The 21,069-nt window shown below is 61.9% G+C and carries 19 protein-coding genes; 12 read left to right on the forward strand and 7 right to left on the reverse strand.

The window, feature by feature from the left end; translation table 11 throughout:
* Positions 1–13: 13 nt before the first annotated feature.
* Positions 14–688 carry a molybdenum cofactor guanylyltransferase MobA gene (mobA, locus tag HNP33_RS16070; protein WP_184710317.1) on the reverse strand — a complete coding sequence of 225 codons (675 nt, stop codon included), beginning with the start codon at positions 686–688 and terminating at the stop codon, positions 14–16.
* Between the two features lie 520 nt (positions 689–1,208).
* On the opposite strand from mobA, the gene ppk2 reads away from it, so the two are divergent.
* Entirely contained in the window at positions 1,209–2,417 is a 1,209-nt protein-coding gene (gene ppk2 / locus HNP33_RS16080; RefSeq protein ID WP_184710315.1) for a polyphosphate kinase 2, read from the forward strand.
* A gap of 27 nt (positions 2,418–2,444) precedes the next feature.
* Here ppk2 and moaA read toward each other — a convergent pair whose 3' ends face one another.
* From moaA to HNP33_RS16095, 3 genes are all read right to left on the reverse strand, one after another.
* Positions 2,445–3,599 (reverse strand): GTP 3',8-cyclase MoaA, encoded by a 1,155-nt coding sequence (gene moaA, locus HNP33_RS16085; protein ID WP_184710313.1) that lies wholly within the window; start codon positions 3,597–3,599, stop codon positions 2,445–2,447.
* A gap of 120 nt (positions 3,600–3,719) precedes the next feature.
* A complete protein-coding gene (locus HNP33_RS16090) occupies positions 3,720–4,352 on the reverse strand; it encodes a DUF2889 domain-containing protein (RefSeq protein ID WP_184710311.1) in 633 nt (210 codons plus the stop codon).
* A 307-nt stretch (positions 4,353–4,659) separates the two neighbouring features.
* The gene (locus tag HNP33_RS16095) at positions 4,660–6,093 is read right to left on the reverse strand and encodes an aldehyde dehydrogenase family protein (RefSeq protein WP_184710309.1); all 1,434 of its coding nucleotides are present in this window, start codon (positions 6,091–6,093) and stop codon (positions 4,660–4,662) included.
* 295 nt (positions 6,094–6,388) lie between these two features.
* Here HNP33_RS16095 and ppa point away from each other — a divergent pair, with 295 nt between their 5' ends.
* From ppa to HNP33_RS16145, 10 genes are all read left to right on the forward strand, one after another.
* Positions 6,389–6,919, forward strand: a complete 531-nt coding sequence (gene ppa / locus HNP33_RS16100; protein WP_184710307.1) for an inorganic diphosphatase — start codon at positions 6,389–6,391, stop codon at positions 6,917–6,919.
* A gap of 231 nt (positions 6,920–7,150) precedes the next feature.
* Entirely contained in the window at positions 7,151–8,266 is a 1,116-nt protein-coding gene (locus HNP33_RS16105; protein WP_184710305.1) for an NAD(P)/FAD-dependent oxidoreductase, read from the forward strand.
* A 259-nt stretch (positions 8,267–8,525) separates the two neighbouring features.
* Complete coding sequence (locus tag HNP33_RS16110) at positions 8,526–8,843, forward strand: DUF883 family protein (RefSeq protein WP_184710304.1); 318 nt, start codon at positions 8,526–8,528, stop codon at positions 8,841–8,843.
* A 121-nt stretch (positions 8,844–8,964) separates the two neighbouring features.
* Positions 8,965–9,360 (forward strand): phage holin family protein, encoded by a 396-nt coding sequence (locus HNP33_RS16115; RefSeq protein WP_184710302.1) that lies wholly within the window; start codon positions 8,965–8,967, stop codon positions 9,358–9,360.
* 116 nt (positions 9,361–9,476) lie between these two features.
* A complete protein-coding gene (locus HNP33_RS16120; protein ID WP_184710300.1) occupies positions 9,477–9,803 on the forward strand; it encodes a hypothetical protein in 327 nt (108 codons plus the stop codon).
* A gap of 470 nt (positions 9,804–10,273) precedes the next feature.
* Positions 10,274–11,278, forward strand: a complete 1,005-nt coding sequence (locus tag HNP33_RS16125; RefSeq protein WP_184710298.1) for a BMP family protein — start codon at positions 10,274–10,276, stop codon at positions 11,276–11,278.
* Between the two features lie 253 nt (positions 11,279–11,531).
* Positions 11,532–13,130: an ABC transporter ATP-binding protein gene (locus HNP33_RS16130; protein WP_184710359.1), complete on the forward strand. Its 1,599-nt coding sequence runs from the start codon at positions 11,532–11,534 to the stop codon at positions 13,128–13,130.
* 9 nt (positions 13,131–13,139) lie between these two features.
* Positions 13,140–14,201, forward strand: coding sequence for an ABC transporter permease (locus HNP33_RS16135; protein WP_184710296.1), 1,062 nt, complete (start codon positions 13,140–13,142; stop codon positions 14,199–14,201).
* 94 nt (positions 14,202–14,295) lie between these two features.
* Entirely contained in the window at positions 14,296–15,219 is a 924-nt protein-coding gene (locus HNP33_RS16140; RefSeq protein WP_184710294.1) for an ABC transporter permease, read from the forward strand.
* Between the two features lie 83 nt (positions 15,220–15,302).
* Positions 15,303–16,577, forward strand: coding sequence for an amidohydrolase family protein (locus HNP33_RS16145; protein WP_184710292.1), 1,275 nt, complete (start codon positions 15,303–15,305; stop codon positions 16,575–16,577).
* Positions 16,578–16,733: 156 nt separating this feature from the next.
* Here the strand turns inward: HNP33_RS16145 and HNP33_RS16150 are convergent, their stop codons facing one another.
* The gene (locus HNP33_RS16150) at positions 16,734–17,849 is read right to left on the reverse strand and encodes a chromate transporter (protein ID WP_184710357.1); all 1,116 of its coding nucleotides are present in this window, start codon (positions 17,847–17,849) and stop codon (positions 16,734–16,736) included.
* 300 nt (positions 17,850–18,149) lie between these two features.
* Here HNP33_RS16150 and HNP33_RS16155 point away from each other — a divergent pair, with 300 nt between their 5' ends.
* Positions 18,150–19,193, forward strand: coding sequence for a DMT family transporter (locus HNP33_RS16155; RefSeq protein WP_184710290.1), 1,044 nt, complete (start codon positions 18,150–18,152; stop codon positions 19,191–19,193).
* 129 nt (positions 19,194–19,322) lie between these two features.
* On the opposite strand, the gene HNP33_RS16160 is transcribed toward HNP33_RS16155, so the two are convergent.
* Positions 19,323–19,550, reverse strand: coding sequence for a hypothetical protein (locus tag HNP33_RS16160; protein WP_184710288.1), 228 nt, complete (start codon positions 19,548–19,550; stop codon positions 19,323–19,325).
* 583 nt (positions 19,551–20,133) lie between these two features.
* Positions 20,134–20,937, reverse strand: a complete 804-nt coding sequence (locus HNP33_RS16165) for a substrate-binding domain-containing protein (protein ID WP_184710286.1) — start codon at positions 20,935–20,937, stop codon at positions 20,134–20,136.
* Positions 20,938–21,069: the final 132 nt, after the last annotated feature.

A 21,069-nucleotide genomic window follows, 5' to 3' on the forward strand; every position in this document is an offset into this window, starting at 1 on the left:
AGGTCGTGTTTGATCAAACCTCGGCACGGTGTGCCGGCAATTGGCGGGCCAGGGTTGCCAACTCTTCGTTCGTATTGGCGTTGTAGAAGGCGGCGCTGTGGGAAAACTCGGCCAGCGCCAATGGATGCTGGGCAACCCATTGGCGAACCTTGCGGCCGCCCGATTCCACAAACTCTCGCACATTGCCTGCCAGGCTCGCGTGCAGCAGGCAGAACGTGGGCTGCGCCAGGCGTTCGCCGCCGGGGCTGCGGGTGCAGGCCATGGCAACCAGCGCCTGGTCACGCACCGCAGCATGGGCAAGTTGCTCGGCCAGATCGGCGGGGAAAAACGGCGTGTCGCATGCAACCGTCAACAGCCAGGGCGTGCGGCATGCGGCCAGCCCGGCCGCAAAACCGGCAAGCGGCCCGGGGTAGGGCTCTGCGGGTGCTTTTGCGGCCGCCAAGGCCGCAGGCGCCAGATCGGTAACTACCGCATGGCCCAGTGCCGCATAGGCTTGCAGGTGGCGGTTGGCATTGACCAGTACCTCGCCCGTCTGCGCTGCCAACCGCTCTGCCGCCCATGCGGCCAATGGCTTGCCCGCCAGCAACTGCAGGCCTTTGTCCACCCCGCCCATGCGCGAGCCCTGGCCACCTGAAAGCACGAGGCCGGTAATCTGTTCACGGGGAATGGACAAGGGGTTTGGGGGCATTTTGCTATTGATAAGGGAGCTAAAGGCGTAGATAGAGGCACAACAGAGCTGATATTTTCTTTGAAAGCAGTGCCGGGCCTTTGCTGTAGAAGAATACGCAGGAAATAATCGGGCAAGCCATGCAATCACGGACTATCGCATGTTGGCTCAGTGTACGTGCTGCCGTTACTGCCATCAGCCTTTCTGTGCCTATCAGCCATTGCCGGTAGAGAATTTCGCGCTGCAGGCCCGCATTGGGCAGACAGCCAGGCTGTGGCAATTCGCCCGGACCTGTCGGCGTGTATAAATTCATTCAATCGCTTTTGTTTTGATAGCAGGTTGCGTAACGGTGGCAAAGGCGATGCCTCAACAAGATGCGAAGTTGCGGAGGATCATGCGCGGCAGCGCTCAGTGACGTTTGACGCAAATCAAAGGCAAGCCTTTGCCGCCAAGCATGATGTTTGATCGGGTGGCTGTTGCTGCACTGCAGCGTGCAGACACGGCCTTTGAATAGAAGATATACATCAAAAGGCGTCTTTTCATGACTGCGCGCAAAACACGAACACCGTCCTCCGTCCGTCAAACCGCATCTGGCCGGGCCAATGCCGGGGCATCCAGCAGATCCACCTCAACCCGTGCATCCCGCCGCACCTCTGGCGAGGTACGGGCCGCAGCAGCCGGTGATACACCGCCCGGCCTGACCCGAGAGGCCATTGCAGCCCACGTCGAAAGCAAGGCTACTTCGGGGGCGCGGCAGGAGTTGGTATCGGCTGTATTGCACATTGCGGACAACAAGTCCGGGCAATCTGCGGCAGAGCGTGCAAAGAGCCTGCGCACCTTGCTTGATGGCGCTTCGCCTGACGACCGTGAAGCTTTGTTGCGTGTGTTCAGCAGCTCTGATACGCGAGATGCAGGCAAAAGCAACCCCGATGAAGAGCTGGCCCCTGGTTGGCGCGATGGCGGCTACCCCTATAAAAACCTGCTGCGCCGCTCCGTCTACGAAAAGGAAAAATTCAACCTGCAGGTGGAACTGCTCAAGCTGCAAGGCTGGGTCAAGACCACGGGTGAGCGCGTGGTGATCCTGTTTGAAGGGCGTGACGCCGCTGGCAAGGGCGGCGCCATCAAGCGATTCATGGAGCATCTGAACCCGCGTGGCGCGCGTGTGGTGGCTTTGGAGAAGCCGTCCGAATCCGAGCGGGGGCAGTGGTATTTCCAGCGCTATGTGCAGCATCTGCCCACGGCAGGCGAGATCGTGCTGTTCGATCGCAGCTGGTACAACCGTGCAGGTGTGGAGCGCGTGATGGGCTTTTGCTCCGACCGTGAGTACCAGGATTTCGTGCGCCAGGCGCCCGAGTTCGAACGCCATCTGGTGCAGTCGGGGGTGCACCTCATCAAATTCTGGTTCAGCGTCAGCCGTGAAGAGCAGCGCCGCCGCTTCAAGGAGCGCGAGTCGCATCCTCTCAAGCAATGGAAGCTCAGCCCCATCGACAAAGCCAGTCTCGACAAATGGGACGACTACACCCGAGCCAAGGAGGCGATGTTTTTTGAGACGGACACCGCCGACAGCCCCTGGACGGTGATCAAGAGCAATTGCAAGAAGCGCGCACGGCTCAATGCCCTGCGCTACGTGCTGCACAAGTTGCCCTATGCCCAAAAGGACGCCGGACAGATCGGCAAGCTCGACCCACTGATCGTGGGCCGCGCCCATGTGGTCTATGAGCGCGGGGAAAAGCCGGAATCACTGATGTAACCGGCAGATTTGCCTGCCGCAGCGTCTTCAGCCCCCGATATAGCTCATCTCCACCCGCTTGCGCAGCTGGGCAATTTCGGGGTGCTGGCTGCGTTGCTCGCTGTAGTTGTCGTTGCGCTGGCCCCAGATGTGGGCGATGGCGGCGGCGATATCCTCGTCGCTGGCGCCGCCGCGCAGCAGGCTGCGCAGATCCCAACCTTCACTGGCAAACAGGCAGAGAAAGAGCCGCCCCTCGGTGGACAGGCGGGCGCGGTTGCAGGCATGGCAGAAGGCGTGCGTCACGCTGCTGATGAGGCCGATTTCTCCCAGACGGGCATCGTGCTGGCCGTTGGCATCGGCATAGCCCCACCGCACGGCGGTTTCGCCTGGGGCGGTGGCATGGAGCGGCAGCAGGTCGAATTCGCCCTGCAGGCGCTCCAGCAGCTCGTCAGACGGCAGCACTTCTTCCATGCGCCAGCCGTTGGTGGCGCCCACATCCATGAACTCGATGAACCGCAGGGTGACGCCGCTGCCGCGGAAGTGGCGCGCCATGGAGGTCACTTCGTGGTCGTTGACGCCGCGCTTGACCACCATGTTCACCTTGATGTTGGCAAAGCCCACGGCCTGCGCTGCTTCAATGCCTTGCAGCACGGTGGCGACGGGAAAATCCATGTCGTTCATGCGGCGAAAGAGCGCGTCGTCCAGGCTGTCGAGGCTCACGGTCAGGCGCTTCAAGCCCGCATCCTTCAGTGCCCGGGCCTTGCGCGCCAGGATGGAGCCGTTGGTCGTCAGGGTCAGGTCTACCGGCTCGCCTTCCGGCGTGTTGAGTGCCGCCAGCTGCTCGATCAGCGACTCCAGGTTCTTGCGCAGCAGGGGCTCGCCCCCAGTGATGCGCAGCTTGCCCACGCCCTGGCCCACGAAGATGCGCGCAGCCCGGGTGATTTCCTCAAAGCTGAGCAGGGCGCTGTGGGGCAGGTACTGGTAGTCCTTGCCAAATACGTCCTTGGGCATGCAGTAGCTGCAGCGGAAGTTGCAGCGGTCCGTCACGCTGATGCGCAAATCCCGCAACGGGCGCTGGCGCTGGTCGAGCGGCCCTTGGGCTCCCACTGCTCCGGCTGCCGGGCCTCCTGTCACCACCATGGGGCGGGTGGCAGGGTGGGGCAGTTCGCGCTCGTCGCGCAGCGGAATGATGGGGTGGGACATGCGGTAATGGTACCGCAGGCCACAGAGCAAAGGAGCCGCAAACCCGCATGGACAGGCGCTATGGCTGGAAATGAATAGCGCCAAGGAGCGACCAGGAGCCGCTGGGCGTTGGGCGCCTCTTCAGGTTTCGGCCTTGCTGGTTACAGATGGCGACTCGGCCGCAACAGGCGCTTTGGTGGCTTTGGTGGCCTCGGCGGGGGAGGGCTGGCGCACCAGTGGTTGCCAGCCGACAAACTGCGGGTAGATGGCGGCCACACCGGCGCCGTTGAAATCCCAACCTGCGCACTGGCCCAGGTGGCGTGGCGGCTGGCTCGGGTCGGCCGATACAAAGGCCTTGTGTACGCTCTGGAAGGCGGCGGTGGCCATGTTGAAGAGCAGCTCGCGCATATGGGTGCAGCCGGCAATATCGCCCAGATTGGCTTCGATGGCCTTGCGCCAGCCGCGCGCCATGCTGCAGCCCACCATTTTTTGCATGGCAGGCAAGGCCTGGGGGCAGTCGCCCAGGGGGTGCGCGTCCATGGCCACTTCGATGGCCTGCACCACCAGGTCCGTATTGATGGTGCAGCGGATCCACATGTGGTGAATGGCATCACCTGCCTTGCGTTTGCGCTCGCCCGAAAGCACCAGGTCATAGGCCTTGGTGTCGAGCAATTCGCCTTCCACGTCCCACAACCCGTCCTCGCGCTCGAAACTGCGAAAGCGCACGTCGCGCAAATGCTTGGGAATACGGTTGGCTACGGGGGAAAGCGGCATGTTCTTGTCGATGTGGGTGGCGTTGCAGTGGGGCTGTCGCCGATGAAGACACTATGCGCCCGGCTGCTGCGCTTTGTCTGTGCAGCAAGTGACAGGGGCGCAGAGGGCATGGCGATGCAAGGAGCAGACAACAGGCTACAAGCAAGCGCCGCCGGGTGATGCTGCTATTGTAAAAACAATCACGCCGCCATGTTGCATTGCGGCATTTGGCGGCGCGTCAAGGCGTCGGGTGAGGCGTTTTTCGGCTGCTGGCGCCCATGGTATGAGCGCCAGGCAGTCAGAATGGATAGCGATAAAGCCGAGTCAATCAGCCGTGGCGAATGGCCACTGTCTTCAAGGTGGTAAAGCCATACAGTGCCTCAAACCCCTTTTCACGGCCATGACCGCTGGATTTGACGCCGCCAAACGGCAGTTCCACGCCGCCTGCGGCGCCATAGTTGTTGATGAAGACCTGGCCGCTGCGCAGCCGTTTTGCTACGCGGAACTGGCGGCCGCCATCGCGCGTCCAGACCCCGGCAACCAGGCCGAACTCGGTAGCATTGGCCATCTCGATGGCTTCTTCTTCGGTGTCGAATGCCATGGAACTGAGCACCGGGCCAAACACTTCTTCCTGCGCCAGGCGATGGCCAACCGGCACATCACGCAGCAGGGTGGGCACCTGGTAGTAGCCGCCTTCTGGGGCGTCGTCCACGATCTGGCCCTGGGCGACGATGGAGATGCCATCGTTGTGTGCATCGCTCAAAAAATCCCATACGCGCTGCTGCTGGGTCTGGCGGATCAGCGGGCCCAGGTCCAGATCCATCGTGGCAGGGCCTACGCGCAAGGCCTCAAAGGCAGAGGCCAGGCGTGCCAGCAGGGTTTCGTAGATGCTGCGCTCAACCAGCAGGCGCGATCCGGCAGAGCAGGTCTGGCCCGAGTTTTGGATGATGGCGTTGATGATGGTGGGAATGGCTGCATCCAGGTCTGCATCGGCAAACACGATCTGGGGGCTTTTGCCGCCCAGCTCCATGGTGCAGGGGCAGTGGCGCTCGGCAGCTGCCTGTTCGATCAGGGTGCCAATGCGGGGGCTTCCGGTAAAGCTGATGTGGTCTACGCCGGGGTGGCGGGCCAGCGCATCGCCCACTTCATGGCCGTAGCCGGTGACGATATTGATGGCGCCTGCCGGAAAGCCCACGTCAGCCGCCAGCTGGGCGACGCGGATCAGGCTCAGGCATGCGTCTTCCGAGGGTTTGACCACGCAGACATTGCCTGCGGCCAGCGCGCCGCCCACGCAGCGGCCAAAAATCTGCATCGGGTAGTTCCAGGGCACGATGTGGCCGGTCACGCCATGGGGTTCGCGCCAGGTCAGCACGCTGAATTCCTGCGGGTAAGGAATGGTTTCACCATGGAGCTTGTCGCAGGCGCCAGCGTAGAACTCGAAGTAGCGTGCCAGGGCCGCAGCATCGGCCCTGGCCTGCTTGGTGGGCTTGCCGCAGTCGCGCTGCTCGATGGCGGCCAGCTCGTCAGCGTGTTCCAGCACCTTGGCCGACAGCTTCGTCAGCAGGCGGCTGCGCTCGACCGGGGGTAGCTTGCTCCACACGTTCTGGTAGCACAGGCGGGCGGCCTGCACGGCATGGTCGATGTCCTCGGCATTGCCGCGCTGGATTTCGTCGTATTGCTGGCCATCGGAAGGGTCGATGACGGCAATGGTCTTGCCCGAGAGGGAGGGCACGGAGGCGTTGGCGATGTAATGCAGTTGCATGGCGTTATCAGTACAGGGGTGGCGCTGCAGCACAGCGCAGGGACGTGAACACGTTCTACCCCGTCACCTTAGCGCAGGATGGGTAGGGCGCCTACCGGGAATGGCCCGGGGCTGTCACGGGTTTGACGAAGCACAGACCCCCGTGTTCGGGCTTTTTTCAGCAAGCTGTCAGCCAATGCACCTAAAATCATCGGGTTTTGCACGCTGCGGCCAGTGGCCTGCGGGTTGGAAGCCTGTAGTTCGATCGGCGATGGCGTGCTCCAGACACCCAACCATTTGACTCTTAAGGAACCGCATGTCCTTCGAAAAACTGACCCCTGGCGCCAAGGCACCTGAAGTCTTCAACGTCGTGATCGAAATCTCGGCCAACTCCGCTCCTGTCAAGTATGAAGTGGACAAGGATTCGGGCTGCGTGTTTGTGGACCGCTTCCTGGGCACCGCCATGCACTACCCTGTCAACTATGGCTATGTGCCCCAGACGCTGTCTGGCGACGGCGACCCCGTGGACGTGCTGGTGATGACGCCATTCCCGCTGCCTACTGGTGTGGTCGTGCCATGCCGAGCCATCGGCATCCTGCACATGGAAGACGAATCGGGCGTGGACGGCAAGGTGCTGGCTGTGCCAACCCAAAAGCTGCTGCCCAGCTACGACAAGATCAACCACCTGAGCGATATCCACGATCTGGTGCTGCAGCAGATCTCCCACTTCTTTGAACACTACAAGGATCTGGAGAAGGGCAAGTGGGTCAAGGTGCTGGGCTGGAAGGGCGTGGACGAAGCGCACAAGGAAGTCGTGGACGGCATCGCCAACTACAACAAGAAGTAATATCTATTGGAGCCGCTGGCGCCCGCACGGTGGGCGCCATGGCATCAAAATGGATAGCAAAAGCCGGTTCTTACCGGCTTTTTCTTTGCCATGGCCCGCTGCGGGTGATGGGGCAGTCCCACGCAGCGGCGAGCGGGGCAGGCAATTTTCAGCGTCGGACGGCCCTTTTTTGCATGCGCGCGGCCCAACTGCCTGTAAGCTCCCTGCATCAAAAGAATTCAGGAGTGCATTGTGGTGGATGTTGTCGATTGCGTCGTGATTGGCGCAGGCGTGGTGGGGCTTGCTGTGGCGCGTGAGCTGGCGTTCGCAGGGCGCGAGGTGTTGGTGCTGGAGGCGCAGGATGCCATTGGTACCGGCACCAGTTCGCGCAACAGCGAGGTGATTCACGCAGGCATCTACTACCCGCAAGGCTCGCTCAAGGCCCAGCTGTGCGTACAGGGCAAGGAAATGCTCTACCAGTACTGCGCAGAGCGCGGCATTGCCCACCAGCGCTGCGGCAAACTGATCGTGGCCACTTCCGAGGGCCAGCGCGCCAAGCTGGGCAGCATTGCGCAGCATGCCGCCGCCAATGGCGTCAATGACCTGGTGCTGCTCACTCGTGACGAGGCCCGCGCCATGGAGCCTGCCCTGGAGTGCGTGGCAGCGCTGTACTCGCCCAGCACCGGCATCGTCGACAGCCATGGCCTGATGCTGGCGCTGCAGGGTGATCTGGAAAACGCAGGCGGCATGGTGGTGTTCAACAGCCCATTGGCCCATGCGCAGTGCGATGCGCTGGTGGACGGCCACAAAGGCATCCTGCTCACCGCGCAGGATGGCACGCAGTTGCTCGCGCAGACCGTGGTCAACGCTGCGGGCCTGTGGGCGCCTGATCTCGCGCGGCGGTTTGAGGGGCTGGCGCCCGAGCACATTCCTGTGGCGCACTACGCCAAGGGCAATTACTTCACGCTGAGTGGCAAGGCGCCTTTTTCGCACCTGATCTATCCGGTGCCCGAGGCAGCAGGCCTGGGCGTGCACCTGACGCTGGACTTGGGCGGCCAGGCCAAGTTCGGCCCCGATGTGCAGTGGGTGCAGAGCGCAGACGACCTGCTGGTGGACCCTTTGCGTAGCGAAGTGTTCTATGACGAAGTGCGCCGCTACTGGCCGGGCCTGCAGAGTGGAGCATTGGCTGCGGGCTATGCAGGCATCCGCCCCAAGATCAGTGGCCCGGGAGAGCCAGCGGCTGATTTCGTGATTCAGGATGCCAGCACGCACGGTGTAGCCGGGCTCGTGCACCTGTTTGGCATTGAGTCGCCGGGCCTGACCAGTTGCATGGCCATCGGAAAAGCGGTGGCGCAGCGGCTGCAGTAGTGCGCGCACCCCGGCGCAGGGCCGGTAGGCTTTGTCTGACATCTATGCGGGTGCATGCAGGGCGAGTGGAGCCTGTGTTCTCCGGTAACATGTAATCCAGCTGACGCCGCATATGCTTGCTGTGGGGCTTGCGCGGCGAAGGTGCATCTCTCATGGATTTGCGCAGCAGGGGGGCAAAAAGTATGACCCATATTGGAGCCCGTGCCTGATTGACGTAAGCTATGGTTTCCCAAGCCTGATCAAGAAAAGGATGATGAATATGCGTAAATCGAATCTGTTTTCCGACACCGTAGAAAGCGCCCAGGCCGATCTGGAAAAGCTGGTGGGCGACGTGCGTAGCGTGCTGTCCAGCAAGGATCTGGACGGCGTGCCGGAGATCCGCGCCCTGCGTGCCCGCTTGGAAGACACTGCCGGCAATGCCCGCGACAGCGCTGTGCGCGCCGCGCAGGATGCTGCCCGCCAGGCCAAGGAAGCCGCTTTGGCTGCCGACCGCTACGCGCACGATGAGCCATGGCGTGTGGCAGGCGCTGCCCTGGCGGTTGGTGCGCTGATCGGTTTCATCTTCTCTCGCCGCTGATGGATGGAGCCGCGTGCCTGCCCGGCAACTGGCCGGGCTACGGGCGCGGAGGCTTGATCCACCGGTGTCATCCAATAAGAAAAGCAGGGCGCATACGCCCTGTTTCCATCGAGGAGCATCAATGAACTGGTTGTCTTTGCTGGGGCTCGAAGACACCCTCGCGAGGGGGCGTACGCTGCTGGCCGAAGGGGCCATTGCAGCAGAAGACCGCCTGGACCTGCTGTCCATCGAATGGCAGGAGCAGAAACGGAACATGCTCTGGATGGTGGTGATGGGCCTGGTGGTCGCCGGCCTCACCATCGTGGCGCTGACGGTACTCTCGGGCGCCATCATCATCTCGTTCTGGGATACCTCAAGCCGCATGCTGGTGACCTGGCTCGTGGCAGCAGTCTGGCTGGTGCTGTGGATGGGTGTATTGGTCTTTCTGGTGGTGACGGCCAAAAAGGCTACCAACCCCTTCCAGCTGACCAAGGCCGTGCTGAAAAAGGACTGGCAGGCTGCCAAGCGCCGCATCTGATGTGCTGGCGGGCCTTCGCGGTCCGCAGCAGAGGCGGGCAGTGCTGCTGCATCGCCATGCGGTGGGCGCCTGGCGCAACCGGATGGCGGAGAAATGGAACAAGCCTGGAGCAATGGATGAAAGAACAAACCAAAGACATCGACCTGGTGCTATTGCAGGATGCCGACCCTGAGGCCCGTGCTGTGCTGGAACGCATCCAGGGCCAGCGCGAACGCCTGTACGGTCGCCGCCTTGCGCGCGAACAGGCGCTGGCCTTGCGGCGCGATGCAGGCCCTGATTACGCCTTGAACCATGGCTCCATCATGGAGCGGGTCATCGGCTTTGGCCGCCAGCACCCGGTGGTGTGTGTGGGAGCTGTGGGCCTGGGCCTGCTGCTGGGCCCGCGCAAGCTGCTGCGCATGGCTGGCGTGGTGCTGCCGCTGGTGATGAAGCTGCGGCGTTGAGCCAAAGCATCTGCGGCACCATTTGCCGCAGGCTCACGTGCAGCCTGAATAGCCACAGGCCATGGCCCGGCCCCTGCACCTAGGCAAAAAATAAACTGCCTGCCGTTTTCTCTGGTTAGAATGCCAGCGCTTTGCGTATATGCGCAATGCGTTGGCGCATTTTGGCGTGCAAGCTGTCGTTTCCCCTCGGTACTACCCGGGGCCAAGCATTCACAATCCAAGTCGCAGCAATCGAGAGATGCGCGGCTTTTTTTTCGCCCGCAAAAAGGCGGCTGAAAAAAGTCTGCTGAAAAGGCTGTTGATCTGGCAGCGCAGATCTTGCGGCAAAGGGTGCCTCTCCTGGAAGGTGCCGCCGCATGAAATGCGCGAGCTTGAGGGCCCCTGTTTCCATCCGGTACGGAATTTGCTGCAAACCGCCTGACCACTGGTTCCGACCATGTGGACGTTCTACACAACAAGGAGTTTTCGGTATGAGTACAAGGCGTCGTATTGTTCAAGCGTGTCTGGCAGCCATTCCTGTGGCCATCGTGGTTGGCAGCCCCGTGGCGGCGCAGGCGCAGGCCAAGCTCAAGGTGGCAGCGGTCTACACCGTGCCCTACGAGCAGCAATGGGTCAGCCGCATCCACAACGCGCTCAAGGCGGCTGAGGCGCGTGGCGAGATCGAATACAAATCCAGCGAAAACGTGGCCAATGCCGATTACGAGCGCGTGATGCGCGAATACGCCACCGGCGGCGCGCAGCTGATGTTTGGCGAAGTGTTCGGTGTGGAAGCCGCTGCCCGCAAGGTGGCCAAGGATTTCCCCAAGATGGCCATCGTGGCTGGCTCGTCCGGCAAGATCCAGGCGCCCAACTTCAGCGTGTTTGACAACTATATCCAGGAGCCTGCCTACCTCACCGGCATGATCGCGGGCGGCATGACCAAGACCGGCAAGATCGGCATGGTCGGGGGCTTTCCGATCCCTGAGGTGAACCGGCTGATGCATGCCTTCATGGCGGGCGCCAGAGAGACCAACCCCAAGGTGGAATTCACCGTCACCTTCATCAACAGCTGGTTTGATCCCCCCAAGGCCAAGGAGGCCACCTTTGCCATGATCGACAAGGGCGCCGACGTGCTCTACGCAGAGCGCTTTGGCGTGAGCGATGCAGCCAAGGAAAAGGGCAAGCTCGCCATCGGCAACGTGATCAACACGCAGGACAAGTATCCCGACACCGTGGTTGCGTCCGCCCTGTGGCACATGGAGCCGAGCGTGGACCGCGCGATCAAGGCCGTCAAGGACGGCAGCTACAAGGCGGAAGACTATGGCCCGTACTCGATGATGAAGTACAAGGGCTCGTCGCTCGCGCCGCTCGGAACCTTCGAGAAGAAGGTGCCTGCTGATCTGGTGGCCAAGGTCAAGGCGAGGGAAGCCGACATCCTGGCTGGCAAGTTCACCGTGAAGGTGGATGACTCCCAGCCCAAATCCACCGCCAAATAAGGCGGCATGCGGTGCGCAGGGCGTGATGGACAATCTCCGGCATGGCCTGCGCACGCTTAGGTATCAAAAGCATAGCGTGTAGCGCCTTTCTGTATTGGGTTTTTATGATTTTTCTATTGAAAACCCAATAGCAGCAAACGCTGCCAGCTATTCTTTTTTCACTTGGTCAGTTATCCCTTCTGGTGAACCGACACCAGACAGCTGCACCTTAGCACCACAGCGGTGCGCAACCGGCGCCCCCGTGCCCCAAACCATGCCGCCTTCATCATCCTCCGCCGTGCAGCCCCAATTGCCTGTATTGCAACTGCACGGCATCACCAAACGCTTTGGCCCGCTGGTCGCCAACGATGCCATCTCGCTTTCCCTGCACCGGGGCGAGGTGGTGGCACTGCTGGGCGAAAACGGAGCGGGCAAATCCACCCTGATGTCGATCCTGTTCGGCCACTATGTGGCCGATGAGGGCCATATCGATGTGCATGGGCAGCCCCTGCCGCCCGGCCAGCCGCGTGCCTCGCTGGCCGCGGGCATCGGCATGGTGCACCAGCACTTTGCACTGGCAGACAACCTGAGCGTGCTCGACAACATCATGGTGGGCAGCGAATCGCTGCTGCGCCCTGCATCGGCCACCGCACAGGCGCGCGCCAAACTGGTGCAGGTGGCCGCGCAGTTCGGGCTGCCGGTGCAGCCCGATGCGCGGGTGGCGGGCCTGACGGTTGGCGAGCGCCAACGGGTGGAAATCCTGAAAGCCTTGTACCGAGGGGCGCGCATTCTGATTCTGGATGAACCCACTGCCGTGCTCACACCCCAGGAGAGCGAGGCCTTGTTTGCCACCCTGGCGCAGATGGTGGCGCAGGGCCTGTCGATCATCTTCATCAGCCACAAATTGGGCGAAGTGCTGCGTGTGGCCGACCGAGTGGCCGTGCTGCGCCACGGCAAGCTGGTGGCCGAGGCCCCCACGGCTGGCACGACACAGGCGCAGCTCGCGCAATGGATGGTGGGCGAGGCCGTGGCCCTGCCCGAGCGCCGCCCTGCGCAGAGCGTAGGTGCCAGCGTGTGCCAGCTGGGCCATGTCCACACGCTGCTCAGCAAGAAAAGCACTGCGCGTGACCGCCTCGTCGATGTCTCGCTTGATCTGCGGGCGGGCGAGATCGTCGCCATTGCCGGAGTCTCGGGCAACGGCCAGGTGGCGCTGGCCGATGTGCTGTGTGGTATGCGCCGTGTGGGCAGTGGCACGGTGCGCTACCAGGGCCAGCCCATGCCCGCGTCGCCCGTCGCGCTGGTGGCGCAGGGCGTGGCGCGCATTCCGGAAGACCGCCACAGCACGGGCGTGGTGGGCGATCTGCCGGTATGGGAAAACGCCGTCTCCGAACGCCTGCGCAGCCGCTGGTTCTCGCGCCTGGGCTGGGTGAGGCGCGCCGCAGCACGCAGCCAGGCCCAGCATGTATCCGCGCAGTTTGATGTGCGCGGCGGCGGGCTTGATGCGCCGGCACGCTCACTGTCGGGCGGCAACATGCAAAAGCTGATTCTGGGCCGGGCCTTGCTGGCGCCACAGGCGCAAGGCCTAGGCGGGGAGGGCGCTTCTCCACGCCTCATCGTGGCGCACCAGCCCACCTGGGGGCTCGACATCGGCGCCGTGCGCTTTGTGCACCAGCAGCTGCTGGCCGCGCGCGATGCAGGGGCCGCCGTGCTGCTGATATCGGACGACCTGGACGAAGTGCTGGCCCTGGGAGACCGCATTGGCGTGATGCACGAAGGCCACCTGTCGCCCGCGCTGCCACACGCCGAGTGGAGCCGCGAAACCATTGGCCTGGCGATGGCGGGGGCCGGTGTGCCTGCTGCCCGTGAGGTGTGAGAGATTGCCATGCGATTAGAAAAAAGACCCACCCCTTCCAAAGCCGCCATGGTGGCTGCGCCGCTGGGCGCTGTGTTGTTTACCCTGCTGGTCAGCGGCCTTTTGGTGCTGTGGGCGGGGGCGCCCGTGGGGGCCACGTACGCGGCGCTGTTCAAGGGCGCGTTTGGCTCGCTGTTTGCGCTGTCAGAAACCCTGACCCGCGCCGTGCCGCTGATTCTGACGGGGCTGGCCGCTGCCGTGGCCTTTCGTGCCAGGCTGTTCAATATTGGAGCCGAAGGGCAGTTGTATGCCGGTGCGGTGGCGGCGGTGGCTGTGGGCGGCATGCATGGCGGCACCGGGTTCGAGCTGCCGATGTACCTGCTCTTTCCACTGATGCTGCTGGCAGCCGCCCTGGCCGGTGCGGCCTTGCTGCTGGGCCCGGCCCTGATGAAAACACGCCTGGGCGTGGACGAGGTGGTGACGACCTTGCTGCTCAATTTTGTGATGCTGCTGCTCGTGGCCTATCTGCTCGACGGCCCGATGAAAGACCCGATGGCCATGGGCTGGCCGCAAAGCGTGGCGCTGCAGGGCGATCTGGAGCTGGGCAAGCTCATCCCGCAGACCCGCCTGCACACCGGCTTGGCCATAGCCGTGGGGCTGGCGGTGGCGCTGTGGCTGCTGCTGAAGCGCACGGTGGCAGGGTTTGATATTCGAGCCGCGGGAGCCAACCCGCGTGCTGCAGCGTTTGCCGGTGTGCCGGTGACCCGCACCGTGGTGCTGGTGGCATTGCTGTCGGGCGGGCTCGCGGGCCTGGCCGGTGCCATCGAGGTGGCGGGCCGCACGAGCTATCTCACGCTCGATATGTCGCCCGGCTACGGCTACAGCGGCATCGTGATTGCCATGCTGGCCGGGCTGCACCCGCTGGGCGTGGTGGCGTCTGCCATCTTTGTGGCCGGAATGCTGGTGGGGGCCGACAGCATGAGCCGCGCTGTGGGCGTGCCCAATGCGATTGCCGATGTGATCGTGGCGGCGTCGCTGCTGTCGGTGCTGGTGGCCAGCCTGCTGACCCAATACCGCCTGCGCAGAAAGTGAGAAGCGCCATGGTTACAGAAAAAATGGCTTCCGGTGCCCATCTGATAAGCACTATTGGCTATCAAAAAGAGAGTTTTGCAGTGCGAGGTGCGGCATGAGCGAGTTGATGGACATTCTGGCCAACGGTGCCTTCTGGGTGGCCGTGCTGCGCACCGCCACACCGCTGCTGCTGGGTACTCTGGGTGTGCTGCTGTGCGAGCGCGCTGGTGTGCTCAACCTGGGGATCGAAGGCATCATGGTGGCGGGGGCCTTCACCGGCTGGCTCACGGTCTATGCGGGCCATGGCCTGTGGACCGGCGTGCTGGTGGCGGCGCTTGCCGGCGCGGTGTTTGGCGCGCTGCATGCCTGGCTGACGGTGGGCCTGGCGCTGTCGCAGCATGTATCCGGGCTGGGCATCACCATGCTGGCCACGGCCTTGTCGTACTACGGTTACCGCGTGAGCTTTCCGAAGGTGAACACGCCGCCCACCATCACGCCTTTCGAAGCCATGGATTGGCTGCCGATACCGATTCTGGGTGAGCAGACGGCGCTCACCTTGCTGGCGCTGCTGCTGGTGCCGGTGCTTGCCTGGGTGCTGATGCGCACGCCGCTGGGCCTTGCCGTGCGCATGGTGGGAGAAAACCCGCAGGCTGCCGAAGGGCAGGGCATTCCGGTGATGGCGGTGCGCAGCGGCGCCATCATCGCGGGCTCGGCGTTGATGGGGGTGGCGGGCGCCTTCCTCACCCTCTCGGCCTTCAATGCCTTCTTCTTCAACATGATCAATGGCCGTGGCTGGATCTGCGTAGCGCTGGTCGTGTTTGCATCGTGGCGGCCGGGCAAGGCGCTATTGGGTGCGCTGCTGTTTGCATTCTTTGATGCGCTGCAGCTGCGCCTGCAACAGTCGGGCGACGGGCTGTTGCCGTACCAGTTTTACCTGATGCTGCCGTACCTGCTGTCCATCCTGGCCCTGGTGCTGGTGGCCCGCAAGGCAGCCTACCCGCAGGCGCTGATGAAACCCTACCGCAAGGGCGAACGCTGAGCTATTTTTATAGCAATCAGCGCTTGCCGGTTGTTCGCCAGAAGCCAGTTTGGCACCAAGGCGCATCTAAAAAGGACAAAAAAATGCTCGATCTCCTCATCACCAATGCCACGCTGCCCGATGGTCGGCAACGCATGTCCGTTGCCGTGCAAGGCGGCAAGATCACCGAAGTGACCGAAGGCCTGCAGGCGCCTGCACATGAGGTGGTGGACGCGCAGGGCCTGCTGCTGACCCCTCCCTTTGTCGACCCGCACTTTCACATGGACGCCACGCTCAGCTACGGCATGCCGCGCGTGAACGAAAGCGGCACCTTGCTCGAAGGCATTGCGCTGTGGGGCGAGCTCAAACCCCAACTCACGCACGAGGCACTGGTGGAGCGTGCCCTGGCCTACTGCGACTGGGCCGTGGCGCGCGGCCTGCTGGCCATCCGTAGCCATGTGGACACCAGCGACCCGAGCCTGCTGCCCGTGGAGGCCATGCTCGATGTGCAAAAGCGCGTGGCTCCCTATATCGATCTGCAACTGGTCGCCTTTCCGCAGGATGGCGTGCTGCGCACGCCCGGCGGGCTCGATAACCTCAAACGCGCTCTGGCGATGGGCGTGGATGTGGTGGGCGGCATTCCGCATTTTGAACGCACCATGGCCGACGGTGCCGAGAGCGTGCGCATTCTGTGCGAGCTGGCAGCCGAGCAGGGCAGGCGCGTGGACATGCACTGCGACGAATCGGACGATCCGCACTCCCGCCATGTCGAAACCCTGGCCTACCATACGCAGCGCCTGGGCCTGCACGGCCGTGTCACCGGCTCGCACCTCACCTCCATGCACAGCATGGACAACTACTACGTCAGCAAACTCATCGCGCTGATGGCAGAGGCCCAACTGGGCGTGGTCAGCAATCCGATGATCAACATCACCTTGCAGGGCCGCCACGACACCTATCCCAAGCGCCGGGGCATGACGCGGGTGCCCGAGCTGATGGCAGCGGGCCTGACCGTCGCCTTTGGCCACGACTGCGTGATGGACCCCTGGTACAGCCTGGGCAGTGGCGATGCCCTTGATGTGGCCCACATGGGCCTGCATGTGGCGCAGATGACAAGCCGCACCGGCATGCAGCAGGCCTTTGATGCGATCACCCGTAACCCAGCCCAAATGCTGGGTCTGCAAGGCTATGGGCTGGAAGCGGGCTGCAATGCAGACTTTGTGCTGCTGCACGCCCGCAACCCCATCGAAGCCCTGCGCCTGAAGGCCACCCGCCTGGGTGTATGGCGCCGCGGCGTACGGATTGCAAGCACGCCAGCGCCCGTGGCGACGCTGCATGTGGCGGGCAGGCCGGGGTTTGTGTCGATGCTGCACGATTAAGAACGTGTTTACGATCTTCTCGCGCCGCGACAGTGGCTTTTTGCGGATTGCGGCAAAGGCCGCGCTCTTGTTACTGCCATAAGCTGCGACTTGAACGAGGCAGCTGAATGGCCACCTCGAACCTTGCTTTGACGCGCATCGAAGCCGGTATGAGTGCTACCTGGCTTGTACCCAGGGATATATCGCCAGCCCGGAGAGCGCAGCCACAAACACCACCACCGGCTCCGGGAGCTTTTTGAACCGCAGCAGCACTGCAGCCGTTCCCACAGCCATGCATGCGGTCACCCCATCGCTGATCGAGCGTTGTCCGATGACAGCCACTGCTCCGATGATGGCGCCAATGGCGGCAGCGGTGACTCCGTCAACGAAGGCCACCAATGCAGGGGCTTTCCCATATTTTTTGAAATAAGGCGCAGGAATCACCGTGAGCAGGAAGCACGGAAGGAATGTTGCAATGGCCGCGACCACGGCACCCCAGAAGCCGGACACCAGGAAACCGATAAACCCGGTTGTGATGACCACCGGGCCAGGCGTAATCATGGCGACCGCAACCGCATCAACGAACTGGAGGTCTGTTAGCCACGCATATTCCTTGACCACGCCGGAGTACAGGAATGGCACGATCGCCAGTCCGCTGCCGAAGACGAAGGTACCGGCATAGGCGAAATAGCGGCCAATCTGCGCCAACCGCTCCCAGTCGAGGCCGTTCAAGGCAAAAAAGCCGACAACCGGCGCTGCAACCGAGCGAAGCTTTCCCCCGGTTGCCCACTTTGGGGGAGCGCGCAGCAGCCACACCAGAACCCCTGAGCCAATGAACAGCCACAGCTCTTCGGATTGGGTGACGAAAGTGACAGTCGCGCTCACGGCACAAATGCCCCAGAGAAGCTTGTCTTTGCCCACATTCTTGACGGTGAGTTTGTAAGCGCTGATGCTGATGATGCCGATGGCACAGGCTCCTACGCCATAGAACACTGCCTGCATCCATGCGAGACCACCGAATGCTTTGTACGCAGCTCCAAGCGCAACGACCATGACAAACGACGGCAGTACAAAGGCAAGGCCAATGAGCGTTGCACCAGGCAAGCGATACCGGACAAATCCCAGATAGATGGCCAGTTGCGCCGCAAGTGGGCCAGGCATCAATTGGGCGAGCGCGAGCCCTTCTTTGTAGTCAGCCTCGGTGAACCAGTTGCGTCGCTCCACCAGGTCACGGTACATATAGCCTACAAGCGCGACGGGACCGCCGAATCCCCAGGCGCCAAGGCCGAGCATATAGAGGGCGAGCTGCCACAACGTGTACGGGGCAGCGTTTTCCGCCAATTGCTGTGAAGACGACTCAGAATGGGTTGGCAATGTCAAGATGAGCTCCTACCCGGGCGCATGGCCCGTAATTAGGAGCAGCACTTGGGGCAGGGGGGCCCTTCGATGCGGGGAGACTGCTCAAGTCCCCAACGACAAAATTCTAACGTCCAACCATGGACTTTGCGAAGCAAATATTATTCGCTGAGGATTGAGATGATGGGGCCATCCAGCTGGCAATGCTGTCTGGAGCATGTTCGTTGAAAGGTAACCATGAATGCGCTGACAAATCGCGGAGTACTGGCAGCGCTGGGCGCCGCAGTGTTATTTGGTGCAGGAACACCTGCTGTCAAGCTGCTGCTGGAGCATGCGAGTCCGTGGCTGCTGGCGGGCATTCTCTATCTTGGCTCGGGTATTGGATTGCTGGCTTACCGACTGGTGACCCGAGCGCCATCCGTGGCGCTCAGACGCAGCGAACTGGGGTGGCTTGCAGGCGCTGTCATATCGGGCGGCATGGTGGGGCCGCTGCTGCTGATGACTGGTTTGAGCGGTATGACCGCCTCCGATGCTTCGTTGCTGTTGAATGCCGAAGGCGTGCTCACTGCCGTGCTGGCATGGTTTGTTTTCAAGGAGAACTTCGACCGCCGCATAGCTCTCGGAATGGTTGCCATCGTGGCTGGCGCCATCGTCCTCAGCTGGCCCAGCAGTACAGGAACAACATCGCTCTGGCCATCGCTTGCGATCATTGGCGCATGTCTTTGCTGGGCAATTGACAACAACCTGACGCGCAAGGTCTCCGTTGCTGATGCATCCTTTGTCGCCATGGTAAAGGGCCTGGCCGCAGGCGCGACCAATCTTGTTCTGGCTCTTGCCACTGGTATCGAATGGCCATCGCCCGCGGTCATCTCCATCGGCGCTGTCATCGGATTTTTAAGCTATGGCAGCAGCTTGGTGCTGTTCGTTGTCGCTTTGCGCAACCTGGGCACTGCACGTACGGGGGCCTATTTCTCGGTTGCCCCATTTTTTGGTGCGCTGCTTGCCATCCTTTTTCTGGGCGAGGCAACCTCGCTGCGGTTGCTGGTAGCCGGCCTGCTCATGGCTATTGGCGTCTGGCTGCACCTGACCGAGGCGCACGGGCATGAACATACGCACGAAGTTCTGGAGCACAGCCATGAACACGAACATGATGCGCACCATCAGCATGTGCACGCCGATGGTGTGAACCCTATGGGAAAACACGTGCACTGGCATCGCCATGAGCCGCTGACGCACAGCCATGAACACTTTCCAGACGTGCACCATCAACACCAGCATTGAAAGAAAGCGCAGGCTCGACCTTGTCCGTCGTCAGACTGCTGTGGGCCGCATATCTAATGCTCCCGCGCCGCCGTCTGTGCGGCCTGCACGCAACCCACTCCTCGGTGATCCGTGCCAAAACACGCGCCTTCAGTCACGCTGCAAGGTTTTGCTGCGCTTGCCTTCTCGGTAGATATATCCACCAATTTCCGCAAGAACAAGCATTTCGGTCTCTGACAGGTAGCCTTCGACATCGCTCATCAGACGCGATAGCAGGGCCAGCGGGGTATCCAGTTCGACAGGCTCGCCCCGAGCGTCCAATGCTTCGGCTGTGCGTTTGAAAAGCTCGATAAATGGCTTGAACTGCTGTTGACCCATGACCCCTCCAGCCCGCAGCCAGAGCCGTGGGCTTAAAAAAATGCCACCCTAAGGTGGCAGAAGTTCACTATAAAAAGGCCGATCCTGGTGGTTCCAGAATGTCGTGCAGAAGCGATTGGGAGAGGGAGAGGCACGAACTCGGCACAAATCTCTGTGGCAATATTAGCCTGAATCTATCAATATGATAGTTTTGGTTGTATCTTATTCGCTACCAATAGGTAAAAAAAGAGCCCGCTTCCGCGGGCTCAAGCTTGGGCTAGCTCTTATGTGCTTCTCTTCACTCCCTCTCTGGAGTGCCTTAATCATAGATCAAATAAATCAATAAATGAATTCGATTGTTTTAACAAATGTAAGTTTGCCGTAAGGATTGGCTCTTGAGCCGGGCTTTGAAGCGTTTTGCCAACCCCCAGGGACAACACCTTGGCGGATGCCCGGTTAGGGACGCCCGGCTAGGGACGATCTACGTCTTTGCAGATCCTCGCAATAGCAGTGCTATTGCTGCGGTACTGGGTCGCCTGGCGCACCCCTTGCATCTCATCGCGCCAAGGTACTGTCGCGGCGCGAGGAGACCTTGAACAGGTTCTTAGGGCGTCTTCCAGCCCCATTTGGCAAAAATGGCTTGCCCTGCGGGCGACTGCAGGTATTTGACAAATTCCTTTGCCTCGGAAACCTCTTCGCCTCGGTGGGTGAGCACAACACCGGTGTCGCGGTAGATGCGGAAAGGTTCATCCATTTCAACGAGTTCTGCCAGTTCCGGGTTGGCGACTTGCCAGATGTTCCAGATGAGCCAGACATCGATGTCTGGTTGCTCGATCCAGCGTTTGCGAGCTTCGGCGCTGTTGGCAGCTTCGGGCAGGAGCAGATTCTTTCTGAATGCGCGCAGCATTTGGATATCGCCGGTTCGGCCGGCAACGTCTTCCCACAGGCCGTTCTGGCCCGCGCCTGCTACCGCAAGAACCTTGGTGCCAGGGGCGAGCACATCGCGGAAGCCTTTGATTCCCTTGGGATTTCCGGGCCTCACCAGGATGGCCACGGGGCGCAGGTACATGGGCTCTGCGTCGCGCAGATCGAAGATGCCGGGCATGGCCTTGGCAAAGTCGCTCATCATGTTTTCGGCTCCGCTGAATACGACGTGGGCGTCATTTTTGGCCTTGTCGATCCACTGCGGCGTGGGCCCGGCGACGACGTTGACCGTGACCTGCCTGGCGTCGCCAAACTCCTTGGCAGCCTGTTTCATGGCGGGGGCGGGGCCACCAGGGCCATACACGTTGATCACGGGAGCAGCCTGGGCGCTGCTGGAAACGACCAGGCAAACGCAAGCTGTCAATGAACGCAGCGAGGCGAGCAGTGGCTGGAGAGAGTGGCGGAAATCTCGGAGTTTTTTCATGGTGTGGATTCCATCAAAGGAAGGTGGCGAGAGCGTAGGCAGGAAAGAGGACAGGAGGAGGGCAGAAGGGGGCCGAAGGGGGCCGAACGAGGCCATGGATGGTTTGGCACTGCGCACGAATGCGCAGTCTGG

The organism is Comamonas odontotermitis (assembly GCF_014207855.1).
GTDB classification, from domain to species: domain Bacteria; phylum Pseudomonadota; class Gammaproteobacteria; order Burkholderiales; family Burkholderiaceae_C; genus Comamonas; species Comamonas odontotermitis_A.